This is a genomic window from Pseudarthrobacter sp. H2 (assembly GCF_050157045.1).
Lineage (GTDB): Bacteria > Actinomycetota > Actinomycetes > Actinomycetales > Micrococcaceae > Arthrobacter.
Genome location: NZ_CP189594.1, coordinates 486,088 through 511,531 on the forward strand (window position 1 = coordinate 486,088; position 25,444 = coordinate 511,531).

At 69.3% G+C, this 25,444-nt stretch carries 25 protein-coding genes; 10 read left to right on the forward strand and 15 right to left on the reverse strand.

Translation table 11 applies throughout. From position 1 onward, the window contains the following. Positions 1–9 precede the first annotated feature (9 nt). Positions 10–1,077, forward strand: a complete 1,068-nt coding sequence (locus ACQCSZ_RS02315; protein WP_427006531.1) for a UDP-N-acetylmuramate dehydrogenase — start codon at positions 10–12, stop codon at positions 1,075–1,077. Positions 1,078–1,344: 267 nt separating this feature from the next. Here the strand turns inward: ACQCSZ_RS02315 and ACQCSZ_RS02320 are convergent, their stop codons facing one another. Then, complete coding sequence (locus ACQCSZ_RS02320) at positions 1,345–1,884, reverse strand: hypothetical protein (protein WP_427006532.1); 540 nt, start codon at positions 1,882–1,884, stop codon at positions 1,345–1,347. Positions 1,885–1,981: 97 nt separating this feature from the next. Between ACQCSZ_RS02320 and ACQCSZ_RS02325 the strand changes: the two genes are divergently transcribed. After that, positions 1,982–3,157, forward strand: coding sequence for a winged helix DNA-binding domain-containing protein (locus tag ACQCSZ_RS02325; protein ID WP_427006533.1), 1,176 nt, complete (start codon positions 1,982–1,984; stop codon positions 3,155–3,157). Positions 3,158–3,175: 18 nt separating this feature from the next. On the opposite strand, the gene ACQCSZ_RS02330 is transcribed toward ACQCSZ_RS02325, so the two are convergent. From ACQCSZ_RS02330 to ACQCSZ_RS02370, 9 genes are all read right to left on the reverse strand, one after another. Next, entirely contained in the window at positions 3,176–4,099 is a 924-nt protein-coding gene (locus tag ACQCSZ_RS02330; protein WP_427006534.1) for an IS982 family transposase, read from the reverse strand. A 96-nt stretch (positions 4,100–4,195) separates the two neighbouring features. Then, complete coding sequence (asd, locus tag ACQCSZ_RS02335; protein ID WP_427006535.1) at positions 4,196–5,338, reverse strand: aspartate-semialdehyde dehydrogenase; 1,143 nt, start codon at positions 5,336–5,338, stop codon at positions 4,196–4,198. Positions 5,339–5,378: 40 nt separating this feature from the next. Then, entirely contained in the window at positions 5,379–5,618 is a 240-nt protein-coding gene (locus tag ACQCSZ_RS02340) for an NF038396 family protein (RefSeq protein ID WP_427006536.1), read from the reverse strand. A 2-nt stretch (positions 5,619–5,620) separates the two neighbouring features. After that, positions 5,621–6,217, reverse strand: a complete 597-nt coding sequence (locus ACQCSZ_RS02345) for a dihydrofolate reductase (protein ID WP_427006537.1) — start codon at positions 6,215–6,217, stop codon at positions 5,621–5,623. After that, positions 6,214–7,017: a thymidylate synthase gene (locus tag ACQCSZ_RS02350; protein WP_427006538.1), complete on the reverse strand. Its 804-nt coding sequence runs from the start codon at positions 7,015–7,017 to the stop codon at positions 6,214–6,216. The genes ACQCSZ_RS02345 and ACQCSZ_RS02350 overlap by 4 nt, the downstream gene beginning before the upstream one ends. Positions 7,018–7,095: 78 nt before the next feature. Beyond that, a complete protein-coding gene (locus tag ACQCSZ_RS02355; protein WP_427006539.1) occupies positions 7,096–8,079 on the reverse strand; it encodes an NUDIX hydrolase in 984 nt (327 codons plus the stop codon). Between the two features lie 11 nt (positions 8,080–8,090). After that, positions 8,091–10,430 carry an RNA degradosome polyphosphate kinase gene (locus ACQCSZ_RS02360; protein WP_427006540.1) on the reverse strand — a complete coding sequence of 780 codons (2,340 nt, stop codon included), beginning with the start codon at positions 10,428–10,430 and terminating at the stop codon, positions 8,091–8,093. A 102-nt stretch (positions 10,431–10,532) separates the two neighbouring features. Continuing rightward, entirely contained in the window at positions 10,533–11,570 is a 1,038-nt protein-coding gene (mshD, locus tag ACQCSZ_RS02365; RefSeq protein ID WP_427006541.1) for a mycothiol synthase, read from the reverse strand. Between the two features lie 460 nt (positions 11,571–12,030). Next, the gene (locus ACQCSZ_RS02370) at positions 12,031–12,729 is read right to left on the reverse strand and encodes a winged helix-turn-helix transcriptional regulator (protein WP_427006542.1); all 699 of its coding nucleotides are present in this window, start codon (positions 12,727–12,729) and stop codon (positions 12,031–12,033) included. A 233-nt stretch (positions 12,730–12,962) separates the two neighbouring features. Here ACQCSZ_RS02370 and ACQCSZ_RS02375 point away from each other — a divergent pair, with 233 nt between their 5' ends. The 6 genes from ACQCSZ_RS02375 to ACQCSZ_RS02400 all read left to right on the forward strand — a co-directional run bounded on the left by ACQCSZ_RS02375 (position 12,963) and on the right by ACQCSZ_RS02400 (position 18,637). Then, on the forward strand, positions 12,963–13,697 hold the full coding sequence (locus ACQCSZ_RS02375) for a permease (RefSeq protein WP_427006543.1): 735 nt from the start codon (positions 12,963–12,965) through the stop codon (positions 13,695–13,697). 183 nt (positions 13,698–13,880) lie between these two features. Next, positions 13,881–14,495 (forward strand): FABP family protein, encoded by a 615-nt coding sequence (locus ACQCSZ_RS02380; RefSeq protein ID WP_427006544.1) that lies wholly within the window; start codon positions 13,881–13,883, stop codon positions 14,493–14,495. Between the two features lie 67 nt (positions 14,496–14,562). Beyond that, entirely contained in the window at positions 14,563–15,291 is a 729-nt protein-coding gene (locus tag ACQCSZ_RS02385; RefSeq protein WP_427006545.1) for a flavodoxin family protein, read from the forward strand. 22 nt (positions 15,292–15,313) lie between these two features. Next, on the forward strand, positions 15,314–16,396 hold the full coding sequence (locus ACQCSZ_RS02390; RefSeq protein ID WP_427006546.1) for a YgfZ/GcvT domain-containing protein: 1,083 nt from the start codon (positions 15,314–15,316) through the stop codon (positions 16,394–16,396). Between the two features lie 41 nt (positions 16,397–16,437). Further along, positions 16,438–16,851: an ankyrin repeat domain-containing protein gene (locus tag ACQCSZ_RS02395; RefSeq protein WP_427008469.1), complete on the forward strand. Its 414-nt coding sequence runs from the start codon at positions 16,438–16,440 to the stop codon at positions 16,849–16,851. Between the two features lie 193 nt (positions 16,852–17,044). Continuing rightward, the gene (locus ACQCSZ_RS02400) at positions 17,045–18,637 is read left to right on the forward strand and encodes a DHA2 family efflux MFS transporter permease subunit (protein WP_427006547.1); all 1,593 of its coding nucleotides are present in this window, start codon (positions 17,045–17,047) and stop codon (positions 18,635–18,637) included. An 18-nt stretch (positions 18,638–18,655) separates the two neighbouring features. On the opposite strand, the gene ACQCSZ_RS02405 is transcribed toward ACQCSZ_RS02400, so the two are convergent. The 5 genes from ACQCSZ_RS02405 to ACQCSZ_RS02425 form a co-directional block, all read right to left on the reverse strand. Continuing rightward, positions 18,656–19,363 (reverse strand): GNAT family N-acetyltransferase, encoded by a 708-nt coding sequence (locus ACQCSZ_RS02405; protein ID WP_427006548.1) that lies wholly within the window; start codon positions 19,361–19,363, stop codon positions 18,656–18,658. Positions 19,364–19,460: 97 nt separating this feature from the next. Next, complete coding sequence (locus tag ACQCSZ_RS02410; protein WP_427006549.1) at positions 19,461–20,486, reverse strand: 6-phosphofructokinase; 1,026 nt, start codon at positions 20,484–20,486, stop codon at positions 19,461–19,463. A gap of 219 nt (positions 20,487–20,705) precedes the next feature. Continuing rightward, complete coding sequence (locus tag ACQCSZ_RS02415) at positions 20,706–20,960, reverse strand: PspC domain-containing protein (protein WP_211876731.1); 255 nt, start codon at positions 20,958–20,960, stop codon at positions 20,706–20,708. Between the two features lie 3 nt (positions 20,961–20,963). Further along, positions 20,964–21,311, reverse strand: coding sequence for a hypothetical protein (locus tag ACQCSZ_RS02420; protein ID WP_427006550.1), 348 nt, complete (start codon positions 21,309–21,311; stop codon positions 20,964–20,966). Position 21,312: 1 nt separating this feature from the next. Beyond that, positions 21,313–22,845 (reverse strand): PspC domain-containing protein, encoded by a 1,533-nt coding sequence (locus ACQCSZ_RS02425; protein ID WP_427006551.1) that lies wholly within the window; start codon positions 22,843–22,845, stop codon positions 21,313–21,315. A gap of 124 nt (positions 22,846–22,969) precedes the next feature. Here ACQCSZ_RS02425 and ACQCSZ_RS02430 point away from each other — a divergent pair, with 124 nt between their 5' ends. Further along, the gene (locus ACQCSZ_RS02430; protein WP_427006552.1) at positions 22,970–24,415 is read left to right on the forward strand and encodes a PspC domain-containing protein; all 1,446 of its coding nucleotides are present in this window, start codon (positions 22,970–22,972) and stop codon (positions 24,413–24,415) included. Beyond that, a complete protein-coding gene (locus ACQCSZ_RS02435; protein WP_427006553.1) occupies positions 24,412–25,086 on the forward strand; it encodes a LuxR C-terminal-related transcriptional regulator in 675 nt (224 codons plus the stop codon). Before ACQCSZ_RS02430 ends, ACQCSZ_RS02435 begins: the two co-directional genes overlap by 4 nt. Positions 25,087–25,444: the final 358 nt, after the last annotated feature.

The following is a 25,444-nucleotide window of genomic DNA, read 5'->3' on the forward strand; positions in this document are numbered from 1 at the left end:
GCTGGTCAGGTGACCCAGACTCTGCTTTCCGCCCTGACCACGGCCGCCGTCGGCGGTCCCGCCGGCAGCTACCTCGAAGCCCGCACCGAGGCCGAAGTCATCGACGCCGTCCGTTCGGCCGACGCCGCCGCAGAGCCCCTGCTGATCATCGGCGGCGGCTCCAACCTGCTGGTGTCCGACGACGGGTTCCCCGGCACGGTGCTGAAGATCGCCTCGGAGGGGTTCACCGTCGACGCGGAGGACTCCTGTGGCGGGGCGGCCGTCGTGGTGCAGGCCGGGCATAACTGGGACGACTTCGTGGGGCACGCCGTGCTGCACGCGTGGTCCGGCATCGAGGCGCTGTCCGGCATCCCGGGCGCCGCCGGGGCCACCCCGGTGCAGAACGTCGGCGCCTACGGCTCCGACGTCTCGCAGACGATCGCCGCGGTGCGCACCTGGGACCGGGAACGCAACGCCGTGCGGACCTTCACGAACTCGGAGCTGAAATTCGGCTACCGGGACTCCGTGCTGAAACAGAACACCGTCGGCGGCTCGCCGCGCTATGTGGTGCTCACCGTGGAGTTCCAGCTGCCGCTGGGCCGGATGAGCGCCCCTGTCCGCTACGCCGAGCTGGCCCGGTCGCTGGGCGTGGAGCCGGGCCGGCGGGCCTACTCCAATGACGTCCGGCGCGAGGTGCTCCGGCTCCGCGCGTCCAAGGGCATGGTGTGGGACGCGGCGGACCGGGACACCTACTCCACCGGATCCTTCTTCACGAATCCGATCGTTCCGGCCGGCGTCGCGGACCGGCTTCCGGAGGGCGCTCCCCGCTACCCGGCCGGCGCGGACGGGCTGGTGAAGCTCTCGGCGGCCTGGCTGATCGAGAAGTCCGGCTTCGGCAAGGGCTACGGGCTTGAGCCGGACAGCGTGTCCGGCGGACGGGCCTCGCTGTCCACCAAGCACACCCTCGCCATCACCAACCGCGGCGGGGCGAGCACCGCGGACCTGCTGGCCATCGCCCGCGCGGTGCGCCGCGGCGTCGTCGAACGCTTCGGGATCGAGCTGCACCCCGAGCCGCTGCTGATCGGCGTCGAACTCTAGAGCCGGGTTCCGGCTCCTGGCCGGCCGAAAACTTGCCCCGCTCAGAGGTGCGTGCTGAATTTCACCAGCTTTGAAACCACGACGCTGGGAATCACCGGGCGTTCTGGCCGACCCGCCGGGCGCGGCCGCCAAACCTGGGGAAACTCCGGCGTCGGGAAGAGCCGGAATACCGGCCGCGCCAGGGAATTGTCGCATCGAGGAGCGCTTTGCGTCCCCTGGCCACGAACCGTGGAACCGGGTGACGTACTGCCTTTGCCCCGACGTCTCCTAGGCCTGGTTCCTGCCGCGGGGCGGCACGAGCCTGCTGAACAGCATAAAGGTGAAGCCGGACGCAGCCGCGCCGAGCAGGAAGACCTGGCAGAACGCCACCGACTGGGCGCTGGGGCCGCTCTGCAGCACCAGCCCTGCGCCTGCGAAAGCGACGGCGCCAACCAGCAGCGCGAGCGAGCCGAGCAGGAAACTCTGCACCGTTGCCGGGAACTCGCCGGCGTCGTGCTGGAAATCACTATGCCGGAAATCATGGTGGGGGAGATCACCGGGCCGGAGATCCCGGTCCCGCAGCCCGTCCTGCCGCCGCGCTGCGGACCGGGGCTGGAGCGCAGCCGCCGTGACGAAGCTCGCCACGGACACCGCCATGCACACTCCGGCCACCAGCTGCATGGTGCTCATCATGGGGGAGAGACGGGTGCCGCTCGCGATCGCGACGGCGAGTCCGGCGGCCATGCCGGCAGCGCTGGCGGCCCAGCCCAGCAGGGCCAGCTTCCTGCACAGGGGCCGCAGCTGCGGCCACATCTCACTCATGGTCATCTCTCAAGGGTAGGGAAGCCTGCTGGACGGCGGCTGTGAGCAGCCGGTGCGCGAGCAGGAGCATGCGATTGTCGGCCCCCGGTCCTACGATGGGTCCATGGCAGTAACAGCGCGCCGGCCCAGCCCTGGAGTCAGGGGGCGCACCCGCCTCAGCCGCGGGATCATGGGCCGGCTGCGGCTCGCCTCGCAGGGACTGCTGGACACCCCGCAGGCACTGCAGGCACTGCCGGGACTGCCGGGCAGCAGGACCGTCCCGAACGCCGTGCGGTGGATGGCCGCCATGCAGGCGCAGGACCTCCAGGGGGCGCTGTGGGCCGTCGGGCAGCGGGTCCCGGGCGCCGGCATCGGGGACATCCGTGCGGCCCTGGACCGCGGAGAGATTGTCCGTTCCTGGCCGATGCGCGGCACCCTGCACCTGCTCGCCCCCGAGGACCTGCGGTGGATGCTGGCTCTCACCTCCGAGCGCCTGATCCGAGGCAGGGCCGGACGCCACCGGCAGCTGGGAATCACCTCCGATGACGTCGAGGCCGCCCGCGGGGCGGCGCTGCGGCTGGTCTCCGGCGGCGGAGCGGCCACACGCGAGGAGCTGTTCCAGGCCTTCCAGGCGGCCGGCCAGTCCACGGCGGGCCAGCGCGGGATCCACCTGCTCGGAATCCTCTGCCAGCGCGGCTGGCTCGTGCAGGGCCCGCTGCGGGGCAAGCAGCAACTGGTGGTGGCATTTGACGAGTGGATCACGGAGTCCAGGACCTTGGACCGCGGGGCGGGTATTTCCGAGCTGCTGCTGCGCTATGTGCGCAGCCACGGGCCTGCCACGGAACGTGATTTCGCCTGGTGGTCCGGCATCCCGCTGACGGAGGTCCGCGCCGCCCTGGCCGGCGTGCGGCAGGAACTGGTGGAACTCGAATTCGAGGGGACCAGCTACTGGCTCTCGCCGGCGACGGCCGCACTGCTCGACGGCGCCGTCCCCGGCGCACGCTCGGTGCTGGCACTGCCGGGCTTTGATGAGTTCCTGCTGGGTTACGCGGACCGCTCGCTCGTGCTCCCGGCCGAGCATTCGAACAAGATCGTGCCCGGCGGCAACGGGATGTTCAAGCGGACCATTGTGGCCGGCGGCGAGGTGGTCGGCACCTGGGCGGTGGCAGGGAACGGCGCGGGCGCCGCCGTCGTGCCCGAACCCTTCGACACGCTTAACGGACTGCGGCCTGCCGCCCAAAAGTCCTTTGGGCTGCAGGCCGCGAAGTACCGGAAATTCCTGGCTTCGGGAAAGTCCTAGACGAGTAATTCCAAGGGGTCAGTGGTCGTAGGCGGTGAGTGAGCGGCGGACGGCCTGTCCCGTATGGTCGTTGTGCCAGATCGCCGCGGTCATGGCCAGCAGGCGCTGGATGATCCGGGCGGTGACGCCTGCCGGGATGCGGCCGCCGTGATGTTCGAGGTCGAGCTGGCCTTTGAGGGTGTCGTTGATGGATTCGATGATCTGCCGCAGGGGCTTGAAGAACCGGGATCCTGCCCGTGGTTCTTCCCCCGTGCGGGCAGGGCGGAGCAGCTCGATCCCGGCCTGGTCGATCGTTTCTTCGAACCCGGCACCGTAGTAGTTCCTGTCCCCGATGAGGATCTGGCGGTGCCCGTCGGCACGGACCCTGGCCATCGCCGGGGTCCCGGCGAGGATGTCCAGGAAGGTCTGGCGTTCGTCGGCCTTGGCCCCGGTGAGGGCGTACCCGATGGGCAGCCCGTGCAGGGTGCAGACCAGGTGCAGGCGCAGGCCCCAGAAATACCGGCTGTGGGAGGCGCAGTAGCCGTATTCGGCCCACCCGGCCATTTCCGAGCGGCGGACGGTTTCCTTGGACCGGGCGCATTCAACCGGGGTCGAATCGACCACCCAGACATCGTCACAGCAGATGTCATTCCATTCCGTCAGCACGCCAATGAGCCAGTTCATGGTCGGAAAGAGCCGGCGCAGCCGCTTGTTGTACCCGGACTGGCCCGGCAGATACGGGAACATCGTGCGCAGGGCTGTGCGGGCATGGCGCAGCCACCGGGCCTCGCTGGTAAAGCCAAGCAACGCCTGCATCACGGCCAGCGTGATCAGCTCGGCATCGGTGATCCGCGGGCTGATCCCGATCCGGGGCCGGGCCGGGACCCGTTCCGGATGCGCCTTCAGCAGGTCATCGGCGGCGGCATAGAATGCTGTTGCAAGGGTGTCCAGATCGGTTTCCACGTGAGCCTCCAAGTTCGACGTAGGGTACGCCGATTCTGGACACCCTTGCCCGCTACCGTCAAAGCCACGCCAGGAAGACCCCTTGGAATTACTCGTCTAGAGGGTGCCGGTGGCGATGTTGAGCATGCGGCGCAGCGGTTCGGCGGCGCCCCACAGGAGCTGGTCGCCCACGGTGAACGCGCTGATGTACTCCGGGCCCATTTCGAGCTTGCGGATGCGGCCCACCGGGATGTCCAGGGTCCCGGACGCCGCCACCGGGGTGAGGTCCGCCATCGAGGCATCCTTGGTGTTGGGCACCACCTTGGCCCACTCGTTGTCCTTGGCCAGCAGCGCCTCGATCTCGGCGACGGGGATGTCTTCGCGGAGCTTGAGCGTGAGCGCCTGCGAGTGGGAGCGCATGGCGCCGATCCGGATGCACAGGCCGTCCATGATGATGTGGTCGGCCCCGGAGGTGCCGAGGATCTTGTTCGTCTCCACCCCGGCCTTCCACTCTTCCTTGGACTGGCCGTTGCCGAGGTCCGCGTCGATCCACGGGATCAGGGAGCCGGCCAGCGGGACGCCGAACTGGGTCGCGTCGATGTCGGTGCGCTGGTGCGCGAGGACCTTGCGGTCGATTTCCAGGATGGCCGACGCCGGGTCCTCCAGTTCGCTGCTGACCTCGGCGTTGAGCGTGCCGAACTGGCTCAGGAGCTCGCGCATGTGCCGGGCACCCCCGCCGGAAGCCGCCTGGTACGTCATGGAGGTGCCCCACTCGACGAGGCCGTTCCGGAACAGGCCGCCGAGGCCCATCAGCATGCACGAGACGGTGCAGTTGCCGCCGATGTAGTCCTTCACGCCGCCGGCAAGGCCGGCGTCGATGACGTCCCGGTTCACCGGGTCCAGCACGATGATGGAGTCGTCGTTCATGCGCAGGGTGGAGGCCGCGTCGATCCAGAGCCCGTCCCAGCCGCGGCCGCGCAGCTCGCCGTGGACCTGCTTGGTGTAGTCGCCGCCCTGGGCGGTGACGATGATCGGCAGCTTCGCCAGGGTGTCGACGTCGAACGCGTCCTCGAGCTTGCCTGCGTCGCCGCCGGCGGGACCGGCAAACGACGGGGCGGCACCTCCGGCGTTCGAGGTGGAGAAAAATACGGGGTTGATGTTGGCGAAGTCGCCCTCGTCCTGCATGCGCTGCATCAGGACGGAGCCGACCATGCCACGCCAACCGACCAGTCCAACGGACGGAGTAGCTGCTGTAGTCATTGGCCCAGTTTAGACTTTGGAGCGCCGGGAGCGCAGTCGGTTACGGCGCCGGCTTAGTGCCTTGCCCTGTGCCTTGCTCTAGCAGGAGCGCCGATTTCCGCTTGCGCAGCGCAAAGACGGCGCCGAACGTGAAGACCTGGGTCACCACCACCAGCACGACCGCCCCGAGGATCTTGTTGCCGCCCAGGATCATGGTGAGCCCCACAACCGCGGAGAGCAGCGCCAGCAGGGGCAGCAGCATGTAGCCCAGGACGAAGAGGGTTTCGGGTTTTTTCAGCATTGCTAGCCCTTGGTCCGGCGCCACTGGGTCATGCGGTAGCGGGTGCCGTTGGCGGCGGTCAGCCAGCCGTCGGAGGGCAGGGACGCGCCGGTGGTCCAGTCATAGCCGAGTTCCGGGGCGAAGGTGTCGCCTTCGGCCGTGGAATCGATCGTGGTGACCACGGCGACGTCGGCGAGGTCCATCGACTGGGCGAAGATGTTGCCGCCGCCGATGATCCAGACCATGTCGTGGCCGGGCGCGAACTGGGACTCGAGCAGCGCATCGTCGAGGGACTTCACCGCGGTGGCGCCCTCGGCCCCGGGCGTGCCGCCCCAGCCCTCCTGGCGGGTGATGACGATGTTGGTGCGGCCGGGGAGGGGGCGGTACTTCTCCGGGAAGGATTCCCAGGTTTTCCGGCCCATGATGACCGGGTGGCCGGTGGTGAGCCGGGCGAAGTGTTTCATGTCCTCGGGCAGCTGCCACGGCATTCCGCCGTCCTTGCCGATGACGCCGGTGCTGGTCTGGGCCCAGATCACGCCGAGGCCGGTGAGCGAAGCTGCCAGGTCCTCGGTGAAGGGGGTGGGCGCCGGGTCCTGCTGCGGGTTTTCGTGGTTGCTCATACGGCTATCGGGGCCTTAATCGTCGGGTGGTGCTGGTATCCGACCACTTCGAAATCATCGAGGGTGTAGTCGAAGATGGAGTCCGGTTTGCGGGTGATTCTCAGTTGAGGGTAGTCGTAGGGTTCGCGGGCCAGCTGCTTGAGGACCTGGTCCATGTGGTTGTCATAGATGTGGACGTCGCCGCCGGTCCAGACGAATTCGCCGGGTTCCAGGCCCGTCTGCTGGGCCAGCATGCAGGTCAGCAGCGCGTAGGACGCGATGTTGAACGGCACGCCCAGGAAGGTGTCCGCCGAACGCTGGTACAGCTGGCAGGAGAGTTTCCCGTCGGACACGTAGAACTGGAAGAACGCGTGGCACGGGGGGAGCGCCATGTTCTTGAGTTCCGAAACGTTCCAGGCCGACACGATGTGGCGGCGGGAATCCGGATTGGCCCTGAGGTTCTCCACCAGCTCCGCGATCTGGTCGATATGGCCGCCGTCGGGGGTGGGCCAGGAGCGCCACTGGACGCCGTAGACCGGGCCGAGTTCACCCTCGGCGTCGGCCCATTCGTTCCAGATCGTGACGCCCTGGTCCTGCATCCACTTCACGTTCGACTCCCCGCGCAGGAACCAGAGCAGCTCCACGGCAACGGACTTGAAATGGACGCGCTTGGTGGTGATCAGGGGGAAGCTCTTGCCCAGGTCAAAGCGCAGCTGGCGGCCGAACACGCTGATGGTGCCCGTCCCGGTGCGGTCGGATTTGTGGGTGCCGTGTTCCAGGACATCACGCAGCAGGTCTTCATAGGGCGTTGGAATGCTCACCGTCCCAGTCTACTGAGGTCTCCGCCGGGTCCCGCGCACTGTTAAGCGCCCACTGTTAAGCGCCCGCCGTCAGGGACCTCAGTCGTCGAAGGGCCTGAACCGCTCGACCGCCACCACCTTGTTCTTGCTCGACCGCGCAACATGGCACACGATGACTTCGCCCGGCGCCAGGTACGGGTCCGCGGACGGCAGCAGTGTCCGCAGCCGCGAGCTCATGTGCTTGCCAAGCTGCGCCAGGACCGTGGGCAGGGCGGGACGGTGCGTGCAGAGCGCCACGGCCCGCTGCTTGTCGAACATGGCTTCGACGACGCCGGCCGTCTTGTGCGGGTGCCGGGCGTGCCGGTGCTCGGTGAGGGCCTCGCTCAGCTTCACCTTCACCTTCGCGTCCGAGGCCTTGGCATACGGGGCGATCGTGGCCACACACCGCAGCCAGGGGCTCGAGACAATCCGGCCGGGCTTCCAGCTCTGCAGGAGCCTTCCGACCGCCTGCGCCTGCCGCATTCCGGTGGCAGCGAGCGGGCGGTCCCCTTCGGCCTTGCTCCAGGAGGACCGCGGTTTGGCCTTGGCATGGCGGACGATCAGCAGCGGCCAGGTCTCCAGTTCGCCCCGGGCATGCGCGGCCACAAGATGGTCCAGCGGGCCGACGTCGCTCGGGTTGCTCAGCAGGCGGGCCGCCTTCTCCGGCGGACACCACATGACGGAGTCCACTTCCTTGCCGTCCGGCAGGAGCGGGGCACCGTCGACGTCGACGGCCCAGTAGTGGACCACCTTCAGCCCGGCGGGCACGTGGTAGTGGATCGGCGGAAGCGGGATGCCCAGCGGCGCCTTGAGGCCGATTTCCTCGTCCACCTCGCGGGTGGCGCACTCGGGAATGGTCTCGCCGGGATCGATCTTGCCCTTGGGCCAGGACCAGTCGTCGTACCGCGGGCGGTGGATCAGCAGGACCTCAAGCTTCGCCTTGTCGCCCGGGTCAAGGCGCCACGGCAGCGCGCCTGCCGCGGTGACGGCTATCGCCTCGCCGGGGTGGTCGGTCTGGTCCGCAACCAGCGTATCGCTACTCAATGCCAGAGTCCCTACCGCAGACCAGCAGCGCGCTGCCGTGAGCGGGAGGCGAGCAGCCAGGACTGCACATCCTCCAGGTTCCGGCCCGCTTCGCCGAGGTGGTGGCGCGTCCATTCCCCGCGGTTGTCCAGGTGCCAGCTGGCCGTGCCCGGGTCCATGTAGCGGCGCAGCACGTCCAGGACGTAGGTCGTGTCAGACCCGCTGCTGAGCTGCACCAGGGCCTCCACGCGGCGGTCCAGGTTGCGGTGCATCATGTCGGCCGAGCCGATGTAGACGACGGGGTTCCCGCCGTTGGCGAACGCGAACACGCGCGAGTGCTCCAGGAACCGGCCCAGGACGGAGCGGACGGTGATGTTCTCGCTGAGCCCGGGAACCCCCGGGCGGAGGGAGCAGATGCCGCGCACGATGATGTCCACCGGGACGCCGGCCTGGGAGGCCCGGTAGAGCGAATCGATGATGCCTTCATCCACCATCGAGTTGACCTTGATCTGGACGCGGGCGGCGAGGCCGGCCCTGGCATTGCGGATTTCCGTCTCGATCCGGTCGATCAGGCCGGACCGGACCGAGCGCGGCGCCACGAGGAGCCTCTTGAAGGTGGACTTCGGTGCGTAGCCGGAGAGCTGGTTGAAGAGCTTGGAGAGGTCCTCGCCCACCTGGTCGTTGGCCGTGAGGAGGCCCAGGTCCTCGTAGTAGCGTGCCGTGCGGGGGTGGTAGTTGCCGGTGCCGATGTGGCAGTAGCGGCGCAGCCCGTCCACTTCCTGGCGCACCACGAGGGACAGTTTGCAGTGGGTCTTGAGGCCCACGATGCCGTAGACCACGTGGACGCCGGCCTGCTCCAGTTTCCGGGCCCAGGAGATGTTGGCCTGCTCATCGAAGCGGGCCTTGATCTCCACGAGCGCCAGCACCTGCTTGCCGGCCTCGGCGGCGTCGACCAGCGCATCGACGATCGGGGAGTCGCCGGAGGTGCGGTACAGGGTCTGCTTGATGGCCTGCACCTTGGGATCCGAGGCCGCCTGTTCCAGGAAGGCTTGGACGGAGGTGGAGAAGGAATCGTAGGGGTGGTGCAGGAGGATGTCCCGCCGGCGCATGGCCGCGAAGATGTTGGCCGGCTTGGAGGTTTCCGACTCGTTGAGGTACAGCGAGGTGTGCGGGACGTGCTTGGGGTAGTGCAGGTCAGCCCGGTCAATGCCGGCGATGACGGAGAGGCCGCGGAGGTCCAGCGGGGCCGGGACGGTGTAGACCTCGGACTCCTCGACGCCGAGCTCCCGGATCAGCAGGGCCCGGATGTTGGGGTTGATGTCGTTGGTGACCTCGAGCCGCACGGGCGGGCCGAAGCGCCGCCGCAGGAGTTCCTTTTCCAGCGCCTGCAGCAGGTTCTCGGCGTCGTCCTCTTCCACTTCGACGTCTTCGTTGCGGGTGACCCGGAAGGTGTGGTGCTCGAGCACCTCCATTCCGGCGAACAGCTGGTCCAGGTGGACGGCGATGACTTCCTCGAGCGCGATGAACCGTGCCACCCTGCCCGGAATGGAGCCGGCGCGGGGCCCGTCCACGGAGATCAGCCGGGGCAGCTGGTCCGGGACCTTGAGGCGGGCGAAAAGTTCCTTGTCGCTGACCGGGTTGCGGACCACCACCGCCAGGTTCAGGGACAGCCCGGAAATGTAGGGGAAGGGGTGCGCCGGGTCCACGGCCAGGGGCGTCAGGATCGGGAAGACCTTCTCCGCGAACATGGCGCTGAGCTGGTCCTGGGCCTGGGAATCCAGTTCCTCCCAGTGCATGAGGTGGATGTGCTCGTAGGCCAGGGCGGGGCGGATCTGTTCGGCGTAGACCTGGGCATGGCGCTGCTGCAGCCGGTGGGCTTCCTCGCCGATCTGCTCCAGGACCTGCATGGGGCTCAGCCCGGCGGGGGAGGGCACCGCGAGGCCGGTGGCGATCCGGCGCTTCAGCCCGGCGACGCGGACCATGAAGAACTCGTCCAGGTTGGAGGCGAAGATGGACAGGAAGCCGACCCGCTCCAGCAGGTACAGGTCCGGGTCTTCGGCCAGTTCCAGGACACGGGAGTTGAAGGCGAGCCAGCTCAGTTCCCGGTCCAGGAACCGGTCCGGGCTGATCTCGCCGTCCGGTTCCAGGTTGGGGGCGAACTCGGGGATGTCGATCCGGTCCTGGGTGGCGCGCGAGGCCGGCACCTCGGAGGAACCGAAGCGTGCACGCGCCGGAATCGTCGCGTTTTCCGGGGTTGCGGGCGCCGGTGTTGCGGCCGCGGGTGTTGCGGGCGCCGGGGTTGCGGGTTTCGCGGTGGCTGGTTCAGCAGTCCCGGTTTCCGGCGTAGCTGTCCGGGCAGTGTCCCGTTGCATGGTCTCTCCTAGTGCCGGCGCGGTTTAGTTTCAACCTTACAAGCAATCAGCGCGCGGGGAGCCTGCGCGGCGGACGGGACGCCGGGCCGTCCGCCGCGTGGGTTAGCCCCCGGGCAACGGCCCGTACATCACATCCACGTCCCAGCGGGTGAAGCCGAGCCGCCGGTACAGGGAGACGGCCGGAATGTTGTCCGCATCGACGTACAGCATGACGGCGTGCAGCCCCAGGCCCTGAAGGTAGTTGATGCCGGCAACTGTCAGCGCCTTGCCCAGCCCGGTGCCCTGCGCCGCCGGGGTGACGCCGACGACGTAGACCTCGCCGATCGCGGGGTGGCCGCCATGCCGGGGGTGCACCTTGGTCCAGTGGAACCCCAGGAGGGCGCCCGGGCCGTCCACGGCCAGCAGGAAACCGGCGGGATCAAACCACGGCTCGGCCATCCTGGCGTCCAGGTCGGCACGCGTCATGTTGCCCTGCTCCGGGTGGTGGGCGAAGGCGGCCTTGTTGGCCGCAAGCCAGTCGTCCTCATCCCGGCCCGGCACGAAGGCGCGGAGCGTCACACCCGCCGGCAGGAGGACATCAGGCAGGACAACCTCCGGCAGGACAACGTCAGGCAGGTCGACGCCGGGCAGTTGCGCCGCCGCCGTGCTGAGCCGCATCTTCCACAGCTCGCGCACGGGGCCAAAGCCGTACCTTGCGGCGAGTTCCGCCGCGGCCTCGTGGTTGCCATGGGACCAGGCCAGCAGGCCCCCGAAGCCGCGGGTGTCCCTGAGTTCGCGCACGAGCCGGTCCGCCACGCCCTGGTTGCGGTAGCTCGGGTGGACGGCCACCTCCAGGACGCCCGTGCCGTCCGGTTCCTCGACGACGACGGCGACGCCCGCCAGGTCCTGCGCCGTCCCGGCCTGCGCGGTCCCGGGCTTTTCGCCGGCGCCGTCGTCGGGGGAGTACAGGGCCAGCGTCAGGAGGGAGTGGTCACCGGCGTCGGCGGCCCGCAGCGTCACGAGGGTCTGCTCGGACAGCGGCGGGTTGCCGTCGGATTCCTCGGCGGCGGCCGCAAGGCCCCGGACGTCGCTCAGCAACTGTTCGGCCACAGCTCCCCTGGTGACAAGGACGGGCCAGTTCTCCGGATGCGCAGGGCTCATGGTGCAAGGCTATACGTCCGCCCCGGATCCCGAGCGGATTTGAAGGTTCCGGAGCGGGGACGTATAGTCGTTATCTCACCTGCTCTTCCGAGTAAGTTCGTTGGGCAGGATGCGAGGGGGATCCACCACTGGGGTGGCCGCGATACGTTCGACCCGTATGTCCTCCACCGAAGCACGAACTGCGCGGGCGCAGGCGCAGATGCGAAAGCCCCGGACTCTTCTCCGATACGCACCGGCTGTCTTATGCCTGCGACGGCGGCCTGGCCCCCTAAGTTCGCTCACTTGCCGCAAACGGCCGCTAAGCACGTTGGCTTGGCGGCCGTTTCCGGCAAATCGCCGCGCGTCCGGGCGCCGACCACCATGCACCCAGACCAAGCGACCATCTGCGGCGCATCGCCGCCCCACCCTTGGCTGGGGCGCTGTTGATCCGCCATTCGCCACATCTGCCAGGCGGGTCCGCTCAGGCTTCGGTCAGTTCTTCCTGGGGCTGGCGGACCAGGGTCAGGCGGTAGCCGACGTTGCGCACCGTGCTGATCAGGTTCTCGTGGTCGGCGCCGAGTTTGGCCCGCAGCCGCCGCACATGGACGTCCACCGTGCGGGTGCCACCGTAGTAGTCGTAGCCCCACACCTCGGTTAGCAGCTGCGCCCGGGTGAAGACCCGGCCCGGGTGCTGCGCGAGGTACTTGAGCAGCTCGAATTCCTTGAACGTCAGGTTCAGTGCCGCCCCGTTGACGCGGGCGGTGTAGCTGGCCTCATCGATCACGACGCCGGCGGCGCGGATCTCCGTCGGGGCGGGGTCCTGTTCCGGAACGGCCCGCGCGACGCCGAGGCGGATGCGGGCTTCGACCTCTGCCGGTCCGGCGGACTCCAGCACGATGTCGTCCACGGCCCAGGCCGAGGACACAGCGGCCATGCCGCCCTCCGTGAGGATCAGCATCAGCGGCGCGCTCAGGCCCGTGGCCTTCAGCAGCTGGGTGAGGGAGCGGGCGCCCACCAGGTCCTTGCGGGCGTCCAGCAGGACGATGTCGCAGGGGTCGGTATCCAGCAGTGCGGTGGGCTCGGCGGGCAGGATATGCACGCGGTGGTTCAAAAGTTCCAGAGCAGGCAGGACGTCCACCGATGATCCGGTGCTGTTCGTCAGGAGCAGGATGTGCGACATGGTTCCTCCAAGGGTGTCCGCGCATCGTTGGGCGTCTGAACCGGGCTTTCATCCGAGTATACCCAAATGCCGCATCCTGGACATGGTCCCGTCACCGGCGGCGGCTCCCCTTGCGACATAAAACGGTCACATAGGGCAGGATTGATCCGTCAGGGCCCCGCGGCCCTGCTGAAGACGAGCCAAGTCGAATTGGGGTCCGCAATGAGCGTAGGTACGACGATGGCGGGGAAGCAGTGAAGTGGTGGAGCATCGGCGTCATCGGCCTGGCCGGGCTCGCAGCCGTGGTCGCCGGCGCCTACTCCTCACCGCAGGCCCTGCTGGCTGTAGCGGTGCTCACCGCCGTCGGCGTGGGCATCGGCTGGCCGCACTTCCTCGGCATCCCCGCCAAGAAGACCCTCGCCGCGCTGATCGGCCTGCCCGGGGTGGGCTCGGCGGTGGCCGCCGCCTACGTGCCGGCTCCGGCATTTCTGGACTGGACCCCCGCGTTCCTGGCGGCCGGGGTGCTGGCCGTCTTTGTCATGCAGCTGCTCCGGGGCACCGGCCAGGCGCAGCGGCTCGAGTCGACGCTGGGTTCCTGCGTCGGCGTGCTGCTGTCCTGCCTGGGCGCCGGCTGGATAGCCTGCTCCCGCTTCAACGGGGTCCGGGAAATGTTCCTCGTTGCCGCCGTCAGCGCCGCCATCGCGCTCCTCGCCGGGCTGATCCGCTGGCCGGACCGGGTGGTGGCCCCGCTGGGCATCGCCGGCGCCGGGCTGGCCGGCCCGCTGGCGGGGCTGGTGTTCTCCGACATCGCCGTCATCCCGGCCGCCGTCGCGGGTATTGTGGTGGGCGCCGTGCTGGTGAGCTTCCGCCGCCTGGTGGTCCTGCACGGTGAGCCGCTGAACCTCCCGGCGGCCGTGGGCATCGCGTTGGGGCCGGTCTCCGCCGTCGGTTCCCTGGCGTACTTCATAGACAAACTACTTATCTACTAACGCGTTAGGATGGCATCATGTCCGTACTTGCATATGAAATCTTCTTCCTCGTTCTGCTCGGTGTTGCGAGCCTTTCCATGGCCTGGTTTGCCGGTTTCGTGGTCTGGCGCCTCTTCAAGGGCCAGCGGTAAACAGCCCGAACCGCACCCCGTCCAGAACCTGTAGTTTCCAGAGGTCGCTGCCGTGCCGATTGAAATTCCTACTGATCTGACGCCCGAAATCGTTCCCCTGTCCTGGCTCATCGGTGAGTGGGAGGGCCGTGGCCGGCTGGGGGCGGGGGAAGAGGATTCCGGGCACTTCGTGCAACACGTCTCCTTCACCCATAACGGCCTGCCGTACCTGCAGTACCGCGCCGAGAGCTGGCTGACCGACGACGAGGGCACCAAGCTGCGTCCGCTCACGGTCGAGACCGGTTTCTGGGCCCTTGAGCGCGAGCAGCGGGAAGAGGACGGCGGTCCGGGCCTGGTTCCGGCTGACATCGTGCCCGTGCTTAAGAGCGCCGACGAGGTCGAAGCCCTCCGGAACGAGGACGGCGGCTTCAACATCTCCGTCTCCATCGCGCACCCGGGCGGGATCTCCGAGCTGTACTACGGCCAGATCAAGGGACCCCAGATCCAGCTCAGCACCGACATGGTGATGCGGGGCAGCCACTCCAAGGAATACACGGCGGCCACCCGGATCTTCGGGCTCGTGGACGGGAACCTGCTCTGGCGCTGGGACGTTGCCGCCGGCAAGGGCACGACGGCGGGAGGCGGCCTGGAGGCACACGCCTCCGCCATCCTCAAGAAAGTAAGCTGAACAGCCGGCTGGCGCTGGAGGTCTCACCCGTTTTCCGTTGTCCGCAGCGAGTGCAGGGAGCAACACAGTGAATGCCGCATCAAATGAATCAGGGTCCGACTACAGCGACCTGTCGGCCGTCTTCTTCAACGGCACGCTCAAAAAGTCCCCGGAGAAATCCAATACGCAGGGCCTGATCGAGATCAGCCGGCGCATCATGGAGAAGCAGGGCGTCAGCACCCGCGTCATCCGGACCGTGGACCATGACATCGCCAGCGGCGTCTACCCGGACATGCGCGAGCACGGCTGGGAAACCGACGAGTGGCCCGGGCTCTATCCCGCCGTCCGGGAGGCGGACATCGTCGTCGTCGCCGGACCCATCTGGCTGGGGGACAATTCCTCGCAGACCAAGAAACTGATCGAACGGCTCTACGCCCATTCCGGCGAGCTCAACGCCAAGGGCCAGTGGGCGTACTACCCCAAGGCCGGGGGCTGCCTCATCACCGGCAACGAGGACGGCATCAAGCACTGTGCCATGAACGTCCTCTACAGCCTCCAGCACATCGGCTTCACCGTCCCGCCGCAGGCCGACGCCGGCTGGATCGGCCCGGTGGGGCCCGGTCCGAGCTACCTCGACGAAGGCTCCGGCGGTCCGGAAACCGACTTCACGAACCGCAACACCACCTTCATGACCTGGAACCTGCTCCACCTGGCCCGGATGCTCAAGGACGCCGGCGGCATCCCGGCCTACGGGAACCTTCCCGAGGCCTGGAAGTCGGGCACCCGCTTCGACTTCGAAAATCCGGAATACCGCTGAGCCCTGAGGACTTCTACTACATATGACTACCAAGAGCCCCCTGTTGTCGCGCCCGGGCGCCGTCGAGGCCGGCGGCGCCGACGCCGGCGTCGCATCCCACTACGGCGAGCCGCTGCGCGAGCAGCGGGCGCTGGCCGCGGGCACCGCCGTCGTGGACCTGTCCTGCCGCGGTGTCGTCACCGTCACCGGGCCGGACCGGCTGAGCTGGCTCAACACCCTGTCATCCCAGCAGCTCACCGGCCTCGCCCCCGGCCAGTCGAGCGAACTGCTGCTGCTCAGCGTGCAGGGCCGGATTGAATTCGACGCCAGGGTGGTGGACGACGGCGGGACCACCTGGCTGATCGTCGAAGCCGCCGAGGCGGCGCCGCTGGCCGAGTGGCTCACCAGGATGAAGTTCATGCTCCGGGTCGAGATCGCCGACGTTTCCGCGGACTGGGCCGTGCTCGGCGCCACCCGCCGCGTCCCGGAGTGGGCGCAGCTGCTCGTCTGGGAGGACCCCTGGCCGCACGTCGGCCCCGGCGGCTACTCCTACGCCGTGGTGGGCGAGGACTCCCACCCGGGCCTGGAACGGCCGTGGTTCGAATACCTGGTCCCGGCCGCTGACCTCGAGGCGACGGCGGACGGGCGGCCGCTGGCGGGCGCCTGGGCCGCCGAGGCGCTGCGCATCGCGGCCTGGCGGCCCCGGTGGGGCGCGGAAACCGATGACAAGACCATCCCGCACGAACTGGACCTGCTGCGCACCGCCGTGCACCTGGCCAAGGGCTGCTACAAGGGCCAGGAAACCATCGCCCGCGTCCACAACCTGGGCCACCCGCCGCGGCGCCTGGTGTTCCTGCAGCTCGACGGCTCGCAGCACACCATGCCCACCGTCGGCAGCGAGGTCCGCGCCGGCGACCGCAAGGTCGGCACCGTGACCTCGGTGGCGCAGCACTACGAGATGGGCCCCGTGGCCCTGGCCGTCATCAAGCGGTCCGTCGCCCCGGACCAGGTCCTGACGGTCCTTGACGGCGAAGAGCCCTACACCGCGGCGCAGGAAGTCATCGTGGCTCCCGACGCCGGGCAGGTCGTGGGGCGCCAGACCGGATTCCTGAGGGGGACGCATTGAGCAATGACGATTTGAGCAAGGACGACGTGGGCAATCACGACGTGGGCAATGACGATAACCCGCCCGGCGCCGCCGGCGGACCCGATGACGAGACGCTGGCCCTGGCCCATGCGCTCTTCGACGCGGCGCGGGAAGGCAACTCGGAGCTGCTCGGCAGCCACCTGGCAGCGGGGGCCCCCGCCAACCTGACCAATGCCGCCGGGGACTCCCTGCTCATGCTCGCGGCCTACCACGGCCACCCGGACACTGTCCGGCTGATCCTGCAGCACGGCGGCGACCCCAATGCCGCCAACGACCGGGGCCAGACGCCCCTGGCCGGGGCGGTGTTCAAGGGCTACGCGGACGTCGCCCGCGAGTTGCTCGACGCCGGCGCGGACGCGGATGCGGGGACCCCCTCCGCCCGGGTCGCCGCGCAGATGTTCGCGCGGGCAGACATCCTGGCCCTCTTCGGCTGACCTTTCGGGGCCGGCCTTCGGGGCCGGCCGGCCGGGACGCGCTCACCCGGCGGCTGCAGGAGCAGTCCGACTTCCTGGGTGCGGGGGAGGAGCTGGTGCGGCCAAAGGGCGTTGTTAGCCCAGACCCCGGCCCGCATGGCCCGGCCGCGGTAGCAGGCACCGCAACACATCTCCCAGCACAATAAGGAATCCCATGGAAAACGTAACCAGGCCGTGGCCTGCCCTTTGGTCGCTGGTGATCGGCTTCTTCATGATCCTGATCGACACCACCATCGTCTCGGTGGCCAATCCACGCATTATGGAAGGCCTGGACGCCGACATCAATTCGGTGATCTGGGTGACGAGCGCGTATCTGCTCGCCTACGCCGTCCCGCTGCTGATCACCGGCAGGCTCGGTGACCGCTTCGGCCCCAAGAAGCTCTACCTCTCCGGCCTGGTGGTCTTCACCGTCGCCTCGCTCTGGTGCGGGCTGTCCGGTGACGTCCGGACCCTGATCGAGGCCCGCGTGCTTCAAGGGTTGGGAGCCGCGCTCATGACGCCGCAGACCATGGCGGTCATCACCCGGATCTTCCCGCCGGACCGCCGCGGCGCCGCCATGGGCATCTGGGGCGCCACGGCAGGCATCGCGACACTGGTGGGCCCGATCCTGGGCGGCGTCCTCGTGGACGGGCTGGGCTGGGAATGGATCTTCTTCATCAACGTTCCGGTGGGCATCGCGGGCTTCTTCGTTGCCCTGCGCTTCGTCCCCGCGCTGAGCACCCACCCGCACAAGTTCGATATCCCCGGCGTGCTGCTCAGCGCCGTCGGGCTGTTCCTGCTGGTGTTCGGCATCCAGGAAGGCGAGACGTTCAACTGGGGCACCATCACCGGCCCCGTCACGGTCTGGGGACTCATCATCGCCGGGATCCTCGTCCTCGCGGCGTTCGTGTTCTGGCAGCGGGTGAACCCGCGGTTCTATAACGGCGAACCGCTGCTGCCGCTGGGTCTGTTCAAGGACCGCAATTTCTCGCTGGCCAACATCGGCATCACCACGGTGGGCTTCACGGTCACGGCCTTCAGCCTGCCGCTGATCTTCTACTACCAGATGGTCCGCGGCCTGACCCCCACCCAGTCGGCCCTCATGATGGTCCCGATGGCGCTGATCTCGGGAGGACTCGCACCCGTCGTCGGCAAGATCATCGACCGGGTCAACCCGAAGTACATCACCGCGGGCGGCCTGCTCCTGATGTCGGCGGCGCTGTTCTGGAACGCCGCCCTGATGCACCCGGACACGCCGATCTGGCTGTTCCTGCTCCCGAGCGCCGTGCTGGGCTTCGCGAACGCCGGCATCTGGGCGCCCCTGAGCTCCACCGCCACCCGCAACCTGCCGCCCCGGCAGGCGGGGGCCGGCTCCGGCGTGTACAACACCACCCGGCAGATCGGTGCGGTCCTCGGCAGCGCCGCGATCGCGGTCCTGATCCAGGCCCGGCTGGCGGCGGAACTTCCCGCTGCCCCGGGAGGATCCGGCCAGGGCAGCCCGATGGCCTTCGGCGGCTCGCTGCCCGGGCCGCTCCACGCGGGATTCTCGACGGCGATGGGCCAGTCGATCCTGCTGCCCGCCGCCGTGATCCTGCTCGGCGCGGCCGCGGTCCTGTTCTTCGCCAAGCCCAAGCCGGTGCACGGCTGGGGGACGCCCGGCGCTGCTGCCGGGACGTTGGATGCCGGCGTTGCCGGTGCTGCCGGGACGTTGGAAGCCGGCGCTGCCGGGACGTCAGACGGCGGGCGGGCCCAGATCAAACCCAGCTGACGCAGGCAGGCATCCTGGTCAGCCCAGCCGCACGCTGGTCAGGATGCCGCCGGCAGCGAAGCCCAGGCTCCGGGCGATGGCCAGTGAGCCCTTATTGCTGACATCGGAGCGCCACTGGAGTGTCAGCCCCGAGGCCAGGGCCTCGTGGGCCGCGATCGAGGCGGCCAGCGAGCCCAGCCCGCGGCGGCGCCAGTCCGGGTCCACGAGCACGCCGAGGTCCGCCAGGATCCCCTCCCATTCCGCATAGGCGCCGCAAGCCACGGGCACCGGCCCGCCGTCGTCGCGCATGATGGTGAAGCGGTGCGGCAGCCCGGACAGGCGGACCTCATTCACATCATCGGGCGGGCAGCGGCCTTCCAGCAACACGGCCTCGGGGTTCCCGTGCGAGACGGTGAGCTCCTCGGCGGGCTGCAGCAGGGGCAGCTCGTCGGCAAAGAAGAGTGCCGCCGCACCCAGGCCGTGCCCGCCGTGCGGCCGGGTGACGGTCAGGAGGGTGACATGCTGGGCGAGCTCCTCGTCAGGGATCCCGGCGGCGGCATCGAGCGCCCACTGCGGCCCGACAAGGGCGGAACTGCCGAACAGCCGGACGAAGTCGACCGAGCGGCGCGAATCATCCGCACGGGTGAGCCGGGCGCCGGCGGCGGCGGCGAAGTCGGCGTCGTCGAATCCCAGATGCCGCGCCCACGCAAGCTGGATGATGTCAGCGGAACCGGGCTCAAGAGTCATGACTCAACCCTACCCACCGGCGGGGGTCCGCCCGCCGGGGCCCGCCCGCGGCGGGCTGAAGCACTCCTGGCCGAGGCCGCGCCTGGGCGAAGCAGCTTCAGCCGAAAAGGACCGCGGCCTCATCGTAGCGGTCCTGCGGGACCGCCTTCACGTTGCCAAGTGCTGCCTCGAAGCCGACGTGCACGATGTCGGTGCCGTTGAGGGACACCATGGTGCCCCAGCGCCGGTCCACTACCGAGTCGATGGCGGCCATCCCCAGCCGGGTGGCGAGGACCCGGTCGAAGGCGGTCGGAACCCCGCCGCGCTGGATGTGGCCGAGCACCGTGGCCCGGGTCTCGATGCCCGTCCGGGCTTCAAGTTCGGGGGCCAGCAGTTCGGCGATGCCGCCGAGGCGCGGGCGGCCGAAGGTGTCCAGGCCGCGTTCGGAGTGGGGCGTCTCCTGGCCTTCGGGGACGAACCCCTCGGCGACGACCACGAGCGGCGCGCGGCCGCGGTCCCGGGCGGAGATGACCCACTCGGTGATCTGGTCCATCGAGGCCTTCTGCTCCGGGATCAGGATGGCATGCGCGCCCGAGGCCATGCCGGCGTGCAGCGCGATCCAGCCCACGTGCCGGCCCATGACCTCGGCGATCATGCAGCGGTGGTGGGATTCGCCCGTTGTGCGCAGGCGGTCGATCGCCTCGGTGGCGATCTCGACGGCGGTATCGAAGCCGAAGGTGTAGTCGGTGGCGTCGAGGTCGTTGTCGACGGTCTTGGGGACTCCGACGATCTTCAGTCCGGCGTCGGTCAGCCGCTTCGCCGCGGCCAGGGTGCCTTCGCCGCCGATGGCGATGATGGCGTCAATGCCCAGCCGCTCCATGTTGGCCTTGATGACGTCGGGGCCGCCGCCGTTGTCGAAGGGGTTGGTGCGGGACGTCCCCAGGATGGTGCCGCCCTGCTTCGCGATGCCCCGGACCATGGCGCGGGGGATGTCGATGGTGTCGCCCTCGACGACGCCGCGCCAGCCGTCCAGGAAGCCTACGAATTCCTGGCCGTGGACGGCGATGCCCTTCAGGACGGCGCCACGGATGACGGCATTCAGTCCGGGGCAGTCTCCGCCGCTGGTGAGGATTCCAATTTTCATGTCTCGGCTCAAATCCTGGTTCGAAGGTATACAGGCAGAGCGCCACGCTGAGCTCACCTAGAGTCTAGTGGGGAGTGTGGGCCACGACACAAACGGTTACAGGAGGTGCCCCTGCCGTCGTGGCAGGGGCACCAGGGGCTCGGGCCAGGCCGGGACCTGGGTGGCCGAGCCGGCGGCCGGGGTCCCGGGGCTCCCGGGGCTGTGGCGGCGAAGCGGCCGTCAGGGCCGGTTGGAGCGCTTCGCGAGGAAGGATTCGAGGGCGATGGCGTTCCGCTGGTCCGGCAGCAACAGCCACGCCGCGAGGTAGACGACGAAGGCGGGCCCGGGGAGCAGGCCCAGCAGCAGGAACGCGATCCGGACGTAGGCCACATCCACGTTCAGTTTGGCTGCGATCCCGCCGCAGACTCCGCCCAGCCAGCGCTGCGGTCCACGTTTCAGGCCAAGGCCCCTGACGGTGCTGAAGAACTTATCCATGGTTCAAGACTTCCCTCTTGTTGGTTCTTTGTCACGTCCCCGGGCCGACAGGAGGCCCCCGACCACCAGGGCGGCCCCGGCTCCGATCATCAGCCCGATCAGGACATAGGTTCCGTCCAGGGCAACGATGCCCAGCCCGGCGATGATGATCAGGGCGGCCAGGGCCAGCACAACCAGCCCCCAGACCACCGTGCCGACGCGGGCCGGCAAGCGGACTCCGTCCTGCACTTGCTGTGCCTGCACCTGCCCTGCCTGCATCTGCCCTTTGGGCGCTTCCGGATCCTGCGCTTCGGGCTGGAGGGGAGCCGGCGATCCTGGCGTACTTCCTGCCGGCGGGTCATAGCTGCTCATGTCAGTTCCTTTCCTGGATGGTCACATTGCTCACGGTGCCGGAGATCTTCAGGACCAGCCGGGCTCCGGGCTTGCCTGCGTTGTAGTCGCTCTGCCGGGTCGTCATGCCGCTGTGGTTTCCGTTGGCTTCGTTGAGGTTGCCCATGGTCATGTCCGCCTCGATGTGCACGGGCACCGTGGCCGGGATGACCACCGTCAGGTTGCTGGCTGTCGCGTGGATGGGAACGACGACGTCGGTACCCAGGGGAGGGTTCAGGGCGAGCTGGGTCAGGTCTGCGGTGCCGGTCCCGCCTGTGATCTCGAAGCCGCTGCGGGCCTGCTCCATGCCGGATGGTGTCCAGTCGGCGTTCTGGGCGCGGAACCTGTCGGCGTTCGGCAGCACATTGAAGGTCCCCCCGAGGACCAGGGCGACGACGGCGAAGAAGCCGAGGATGCCGGACGTGCGGCCCCTGAGTCCGGCGAAGAGGATCCCGAGGCCGAGGACCGCCGCTCCGGCCGCCCAGACCACGGCGTTGCCGGCGTTGCCGAGATTGATCACGTGGGCGGTGTCCAGGGCCTTGATGCCGCCGCCCACCAGCAGGGCCAGCCCCGCGGTGACCGCGACGGCAGGTGTGCCGGGGCCCGGGTTCCGGGGCTTGGCAGCCGGGGCAGGAGTTCCGCCGGGCATCGGGCCGTAGCCGCCGGGCACTGGGCTGTAGCCGCCGGGCGGGGGAAGCGTGGGGCCTGCGGTCCCCGGCCCCCAGGCCTGGCCCTGGCCCTGGCCCGGGGACTGGGCGGCGAAGGTGGCGGCGCCGGTGCTGCCCGCGCTGGCTGTCTTGGCCAGGTTGACCGGGCCGCCGGGCCCGTGGTGCGAGGCCATGGGGATGGTCCCGTTCCTGGTCTTGTTGCGTTGGGTCAGGTAGTAGATGAGGTAGATGGCGCCCCCCACCCAGAAGACTGTCCAGACGAAGGCACCGAAACCGTGCCCCTCCCAGCCCCACACGCCGCCGCCGAGGCCTGGGAAGCCGATGACCGTGGTGACCAGCGCTCCGGTCATGCCGGCGGTCCATCGGCCTGCGCCGGCCTCCTGGAGGTGGATGCGTCCGTCCGGTTCGGGCAGCAGCGCCCAGGCGAGGCCGTAGAGGAGTACGCCGACGCCCGCGAACACCGTCAGCACGATCAGGACGCCGCGGACAATGAGGGGGTCGATGCCGAGCCGTTGGGCGATGCCGCTGGCGACGCCACCGATCCAGCGCTCGCGGCCGCGGTGGATTCCCTGGCTGCGGACCCAGTCGAAGAAGTTCGGTTGCTGGACGCCGCCCTGCGGAGGTGCCGCGCCGAAGTACGGCGGCGGGGGTGGCGTTCCGGGACCGGCCGGGGCGCCCGGCGGATAGAGCGGCGGCGCCTCGGGCCGGGGCTCGCCTGCAGCGGGCGCGCCGGCGGCAGTATTGTCGGCAGGCGTGCTGCCGGACGGGCCTGTTGCGTGCTGGGGGAGGCCGGAGGGAGCCTCGGAGGGGTCCTGGCCTTCACCTGGGTGCGGAGTGTGCGGATTCATACTTCGATCCTCCCGTTTCCGCGGATCCCGCTCTACCGGGGACCACCCTGAACTGTCCCTGAGTTGACCCCGGTTGCCGCCGGAAACGCCTCCGGGGAACCCTGAAGCATGCTTGGATTAACCCATGACAACCGCCCCGACCCGCCCGCCGCTGGTCCGCAGCAGCGACCGAGTGATCGCCGGGGTGTGCGCGGGACTCGCCAACCATCTGGGCTGGCCGGTGCGGATGGTCCGGATCGGCATGGTGGTGGCCGCACTCGCCGGCGGCGCAGGCCTCGCGTTCTACGCCTGGCTCTGGATCATGGTGCCCACCGCGGACGAAAGCGCCAGGCGCAACGCCCGGCGGCCGGCGTCGCCCATTGCCCCGGCGGTGAGCGCACCCGCCGCGGCGCCCGGCGTGCCCGCGGCCCTGGCATCGCCGCAGGGTCCGGCAGCGCCGCAGGGTCCGGCCGCCGCAGCGGCAGGGTCCCGCCGGGCCAGGTTCCCGGGACTGCCCTTCGGCAAGGAGATCCTGCTGGGCGCCGGACTGTTGCTGGCCGCCGGAATCCTGATCGCCCGGATGTTCGGCGTCGACGTGCCGCTGGGCACCCTCATTCCGGTCGCGGCGATCCTGGGCGGCGCGGCGATCGCCTGGATGCAGCTGGACGAGACCCGCCGGGCGGGCCTCGTGGACAAGACCAAGGCCGACCAGGCCGGCGGCTGGGCCCGGCTCGCGGCCGGGCTGGCGCTCGTGGTCGCCGGCGTGCTGGTTATGGTGTCCGGATCCGGCTCCTGGGAGCAGACCTGGCTTGCCCTGCTGTCCTCAGTGGCGGTCCTGGGCGGCGTCGCCCTGGTGCTGCTTCCCTGGGGCCTGAAGTTCTGGCGCGATCTGGAAGCCGAACGCGCCGGCCGGGTCCGTGCCACCGAGCGGGCCGAGATCGCCGCGCACCTGCACGATTCCGTGCTGCAGACCCTGGCGTTGATCCAGCGGCGCGCCGGGAACGAGCACGATGTGCTCCGGCTTGCCCGCGCGCAGGAGCGGGAGCTGCGGGCCTGGCTGTACCGGGATCCGGGCCAGGAAGCCGGCCACCTTTCGGACGGCATCAAGGCCGCCGCCGCGGAGGTGGAGGATTCGCTGGGGCTCGCCGTTGACGTGGTCAGCGTCGGAGACTGCGCCATGACCGAACGCCACGAGGCCCTCGTCCATGCGGCCCGCGAGGCGATGCTGAACGCCGCGCGCCACGGCGGCGGGGCCGTGTCCGTGTACCTGGAAGTCACCGACGGCGCCGCTGAGGTCTTCGTGAAGGACCGCGGGCCCGGATTCGATCCGGACTCCGTCCCCGCGGACCGCCTCGGCGTCCGCGAGTCGATCGTGGGGCGGATGCGCCGGCACGGGGGCACCGCAGCCATCAGCAGCGGCCCGGACGGCACCGAGGTGCGGCTCAGGCTGCCGGTGTCCCCGACGGATTCTCCGACGGAGCCAGCGACGGCACCGCCCGCCGCGCCGGCACCGGCCCCTGCCGGGGCAACGGCAGCATCCGCGGCACCATCCGTGGCATCATCCACCGATCAACGAGAGGGAACACCGTGAGCAACGCGGCAGCAGGCAGCACGGCCCGGACGATCCGGGTGGTGATCGTGGATGACCACGCCATCTTCCGGTCCGGGCTGAAGGCCGATCTGGATTCCGGCATCGTGGTTGCCGGCGAGGCGGGCACGGTGGAGGAAGCCGTCGCGGTCATCGCCGCGGCCCGCCCCGACGTCGTGCTGCTGGACGTCCACCTGCCCGGCGGCCTCGGCGGCGGCGGGCGCGAGGTGCTGGCTGGCTCCGCACCGCTGCTGGCCACCACCAGGTTTTTGGCGCTGAGTGTCTCGGACGCCGCGGAGGATGTGGTCTCCGTCATCCGGGCCGGGGCGCGCGGCTACGTCACCAAGACCATTTCCGGCGCGGAAATTTCCGACGCCGTCCGCCGGGTGGCCGGCGGCGACGCCGTCTTTTCACCCCGGCTGGCGGGCTTTGTCCTGGACGCCTTCGGGACCGCCCCGGCCGACATCGCCGACGACGAACTGGACCGGCTCTCCGCCCGCGAACTCGAAGTGATGCGCCTGATCGCCCGCGGCTACAGCTACAAGGAAGTCGCCAAGGAGTTGTTCATCTCGATCAAGACCGTGGAAACCCACGTCTCGGCCGTGCTGCGCAAGCTCCAGCTCTCCAGCCGGCACGAACTGACCCGCTGGGCAGCCGAGCGCCGCCTGCTCTGACCCCCGCCGGATCCTCCCGCGGATCCTGCTGACCCCCGCCGGACCCTCCCGCGGATCCTGCTGCCCGGTGGTCCTTTCGTGGTCTGGTGTGGCTGGTGACGCGCAACCCGCCCCGCGACGCGCGGATTTCCTGTCGCTGCCGGAATCCCGGTAGTGACAGGGCAATGGCGCATCGCCAGGAACGAGGCGCCGCGCGGGAGGCCCGGGCCAGGTGGCCAGGGCATGGCGGATGCTGATATCCGGGTCGGGATTGCCCCTGCGCAGCAGCAGGCACCGCCCCCGGAGTCCACGGGTTCCTGGGAGAGGGTGTCTACGGGGTCATGCGACGGAAGCGTCCATTAAGTCATGAGACTCCACG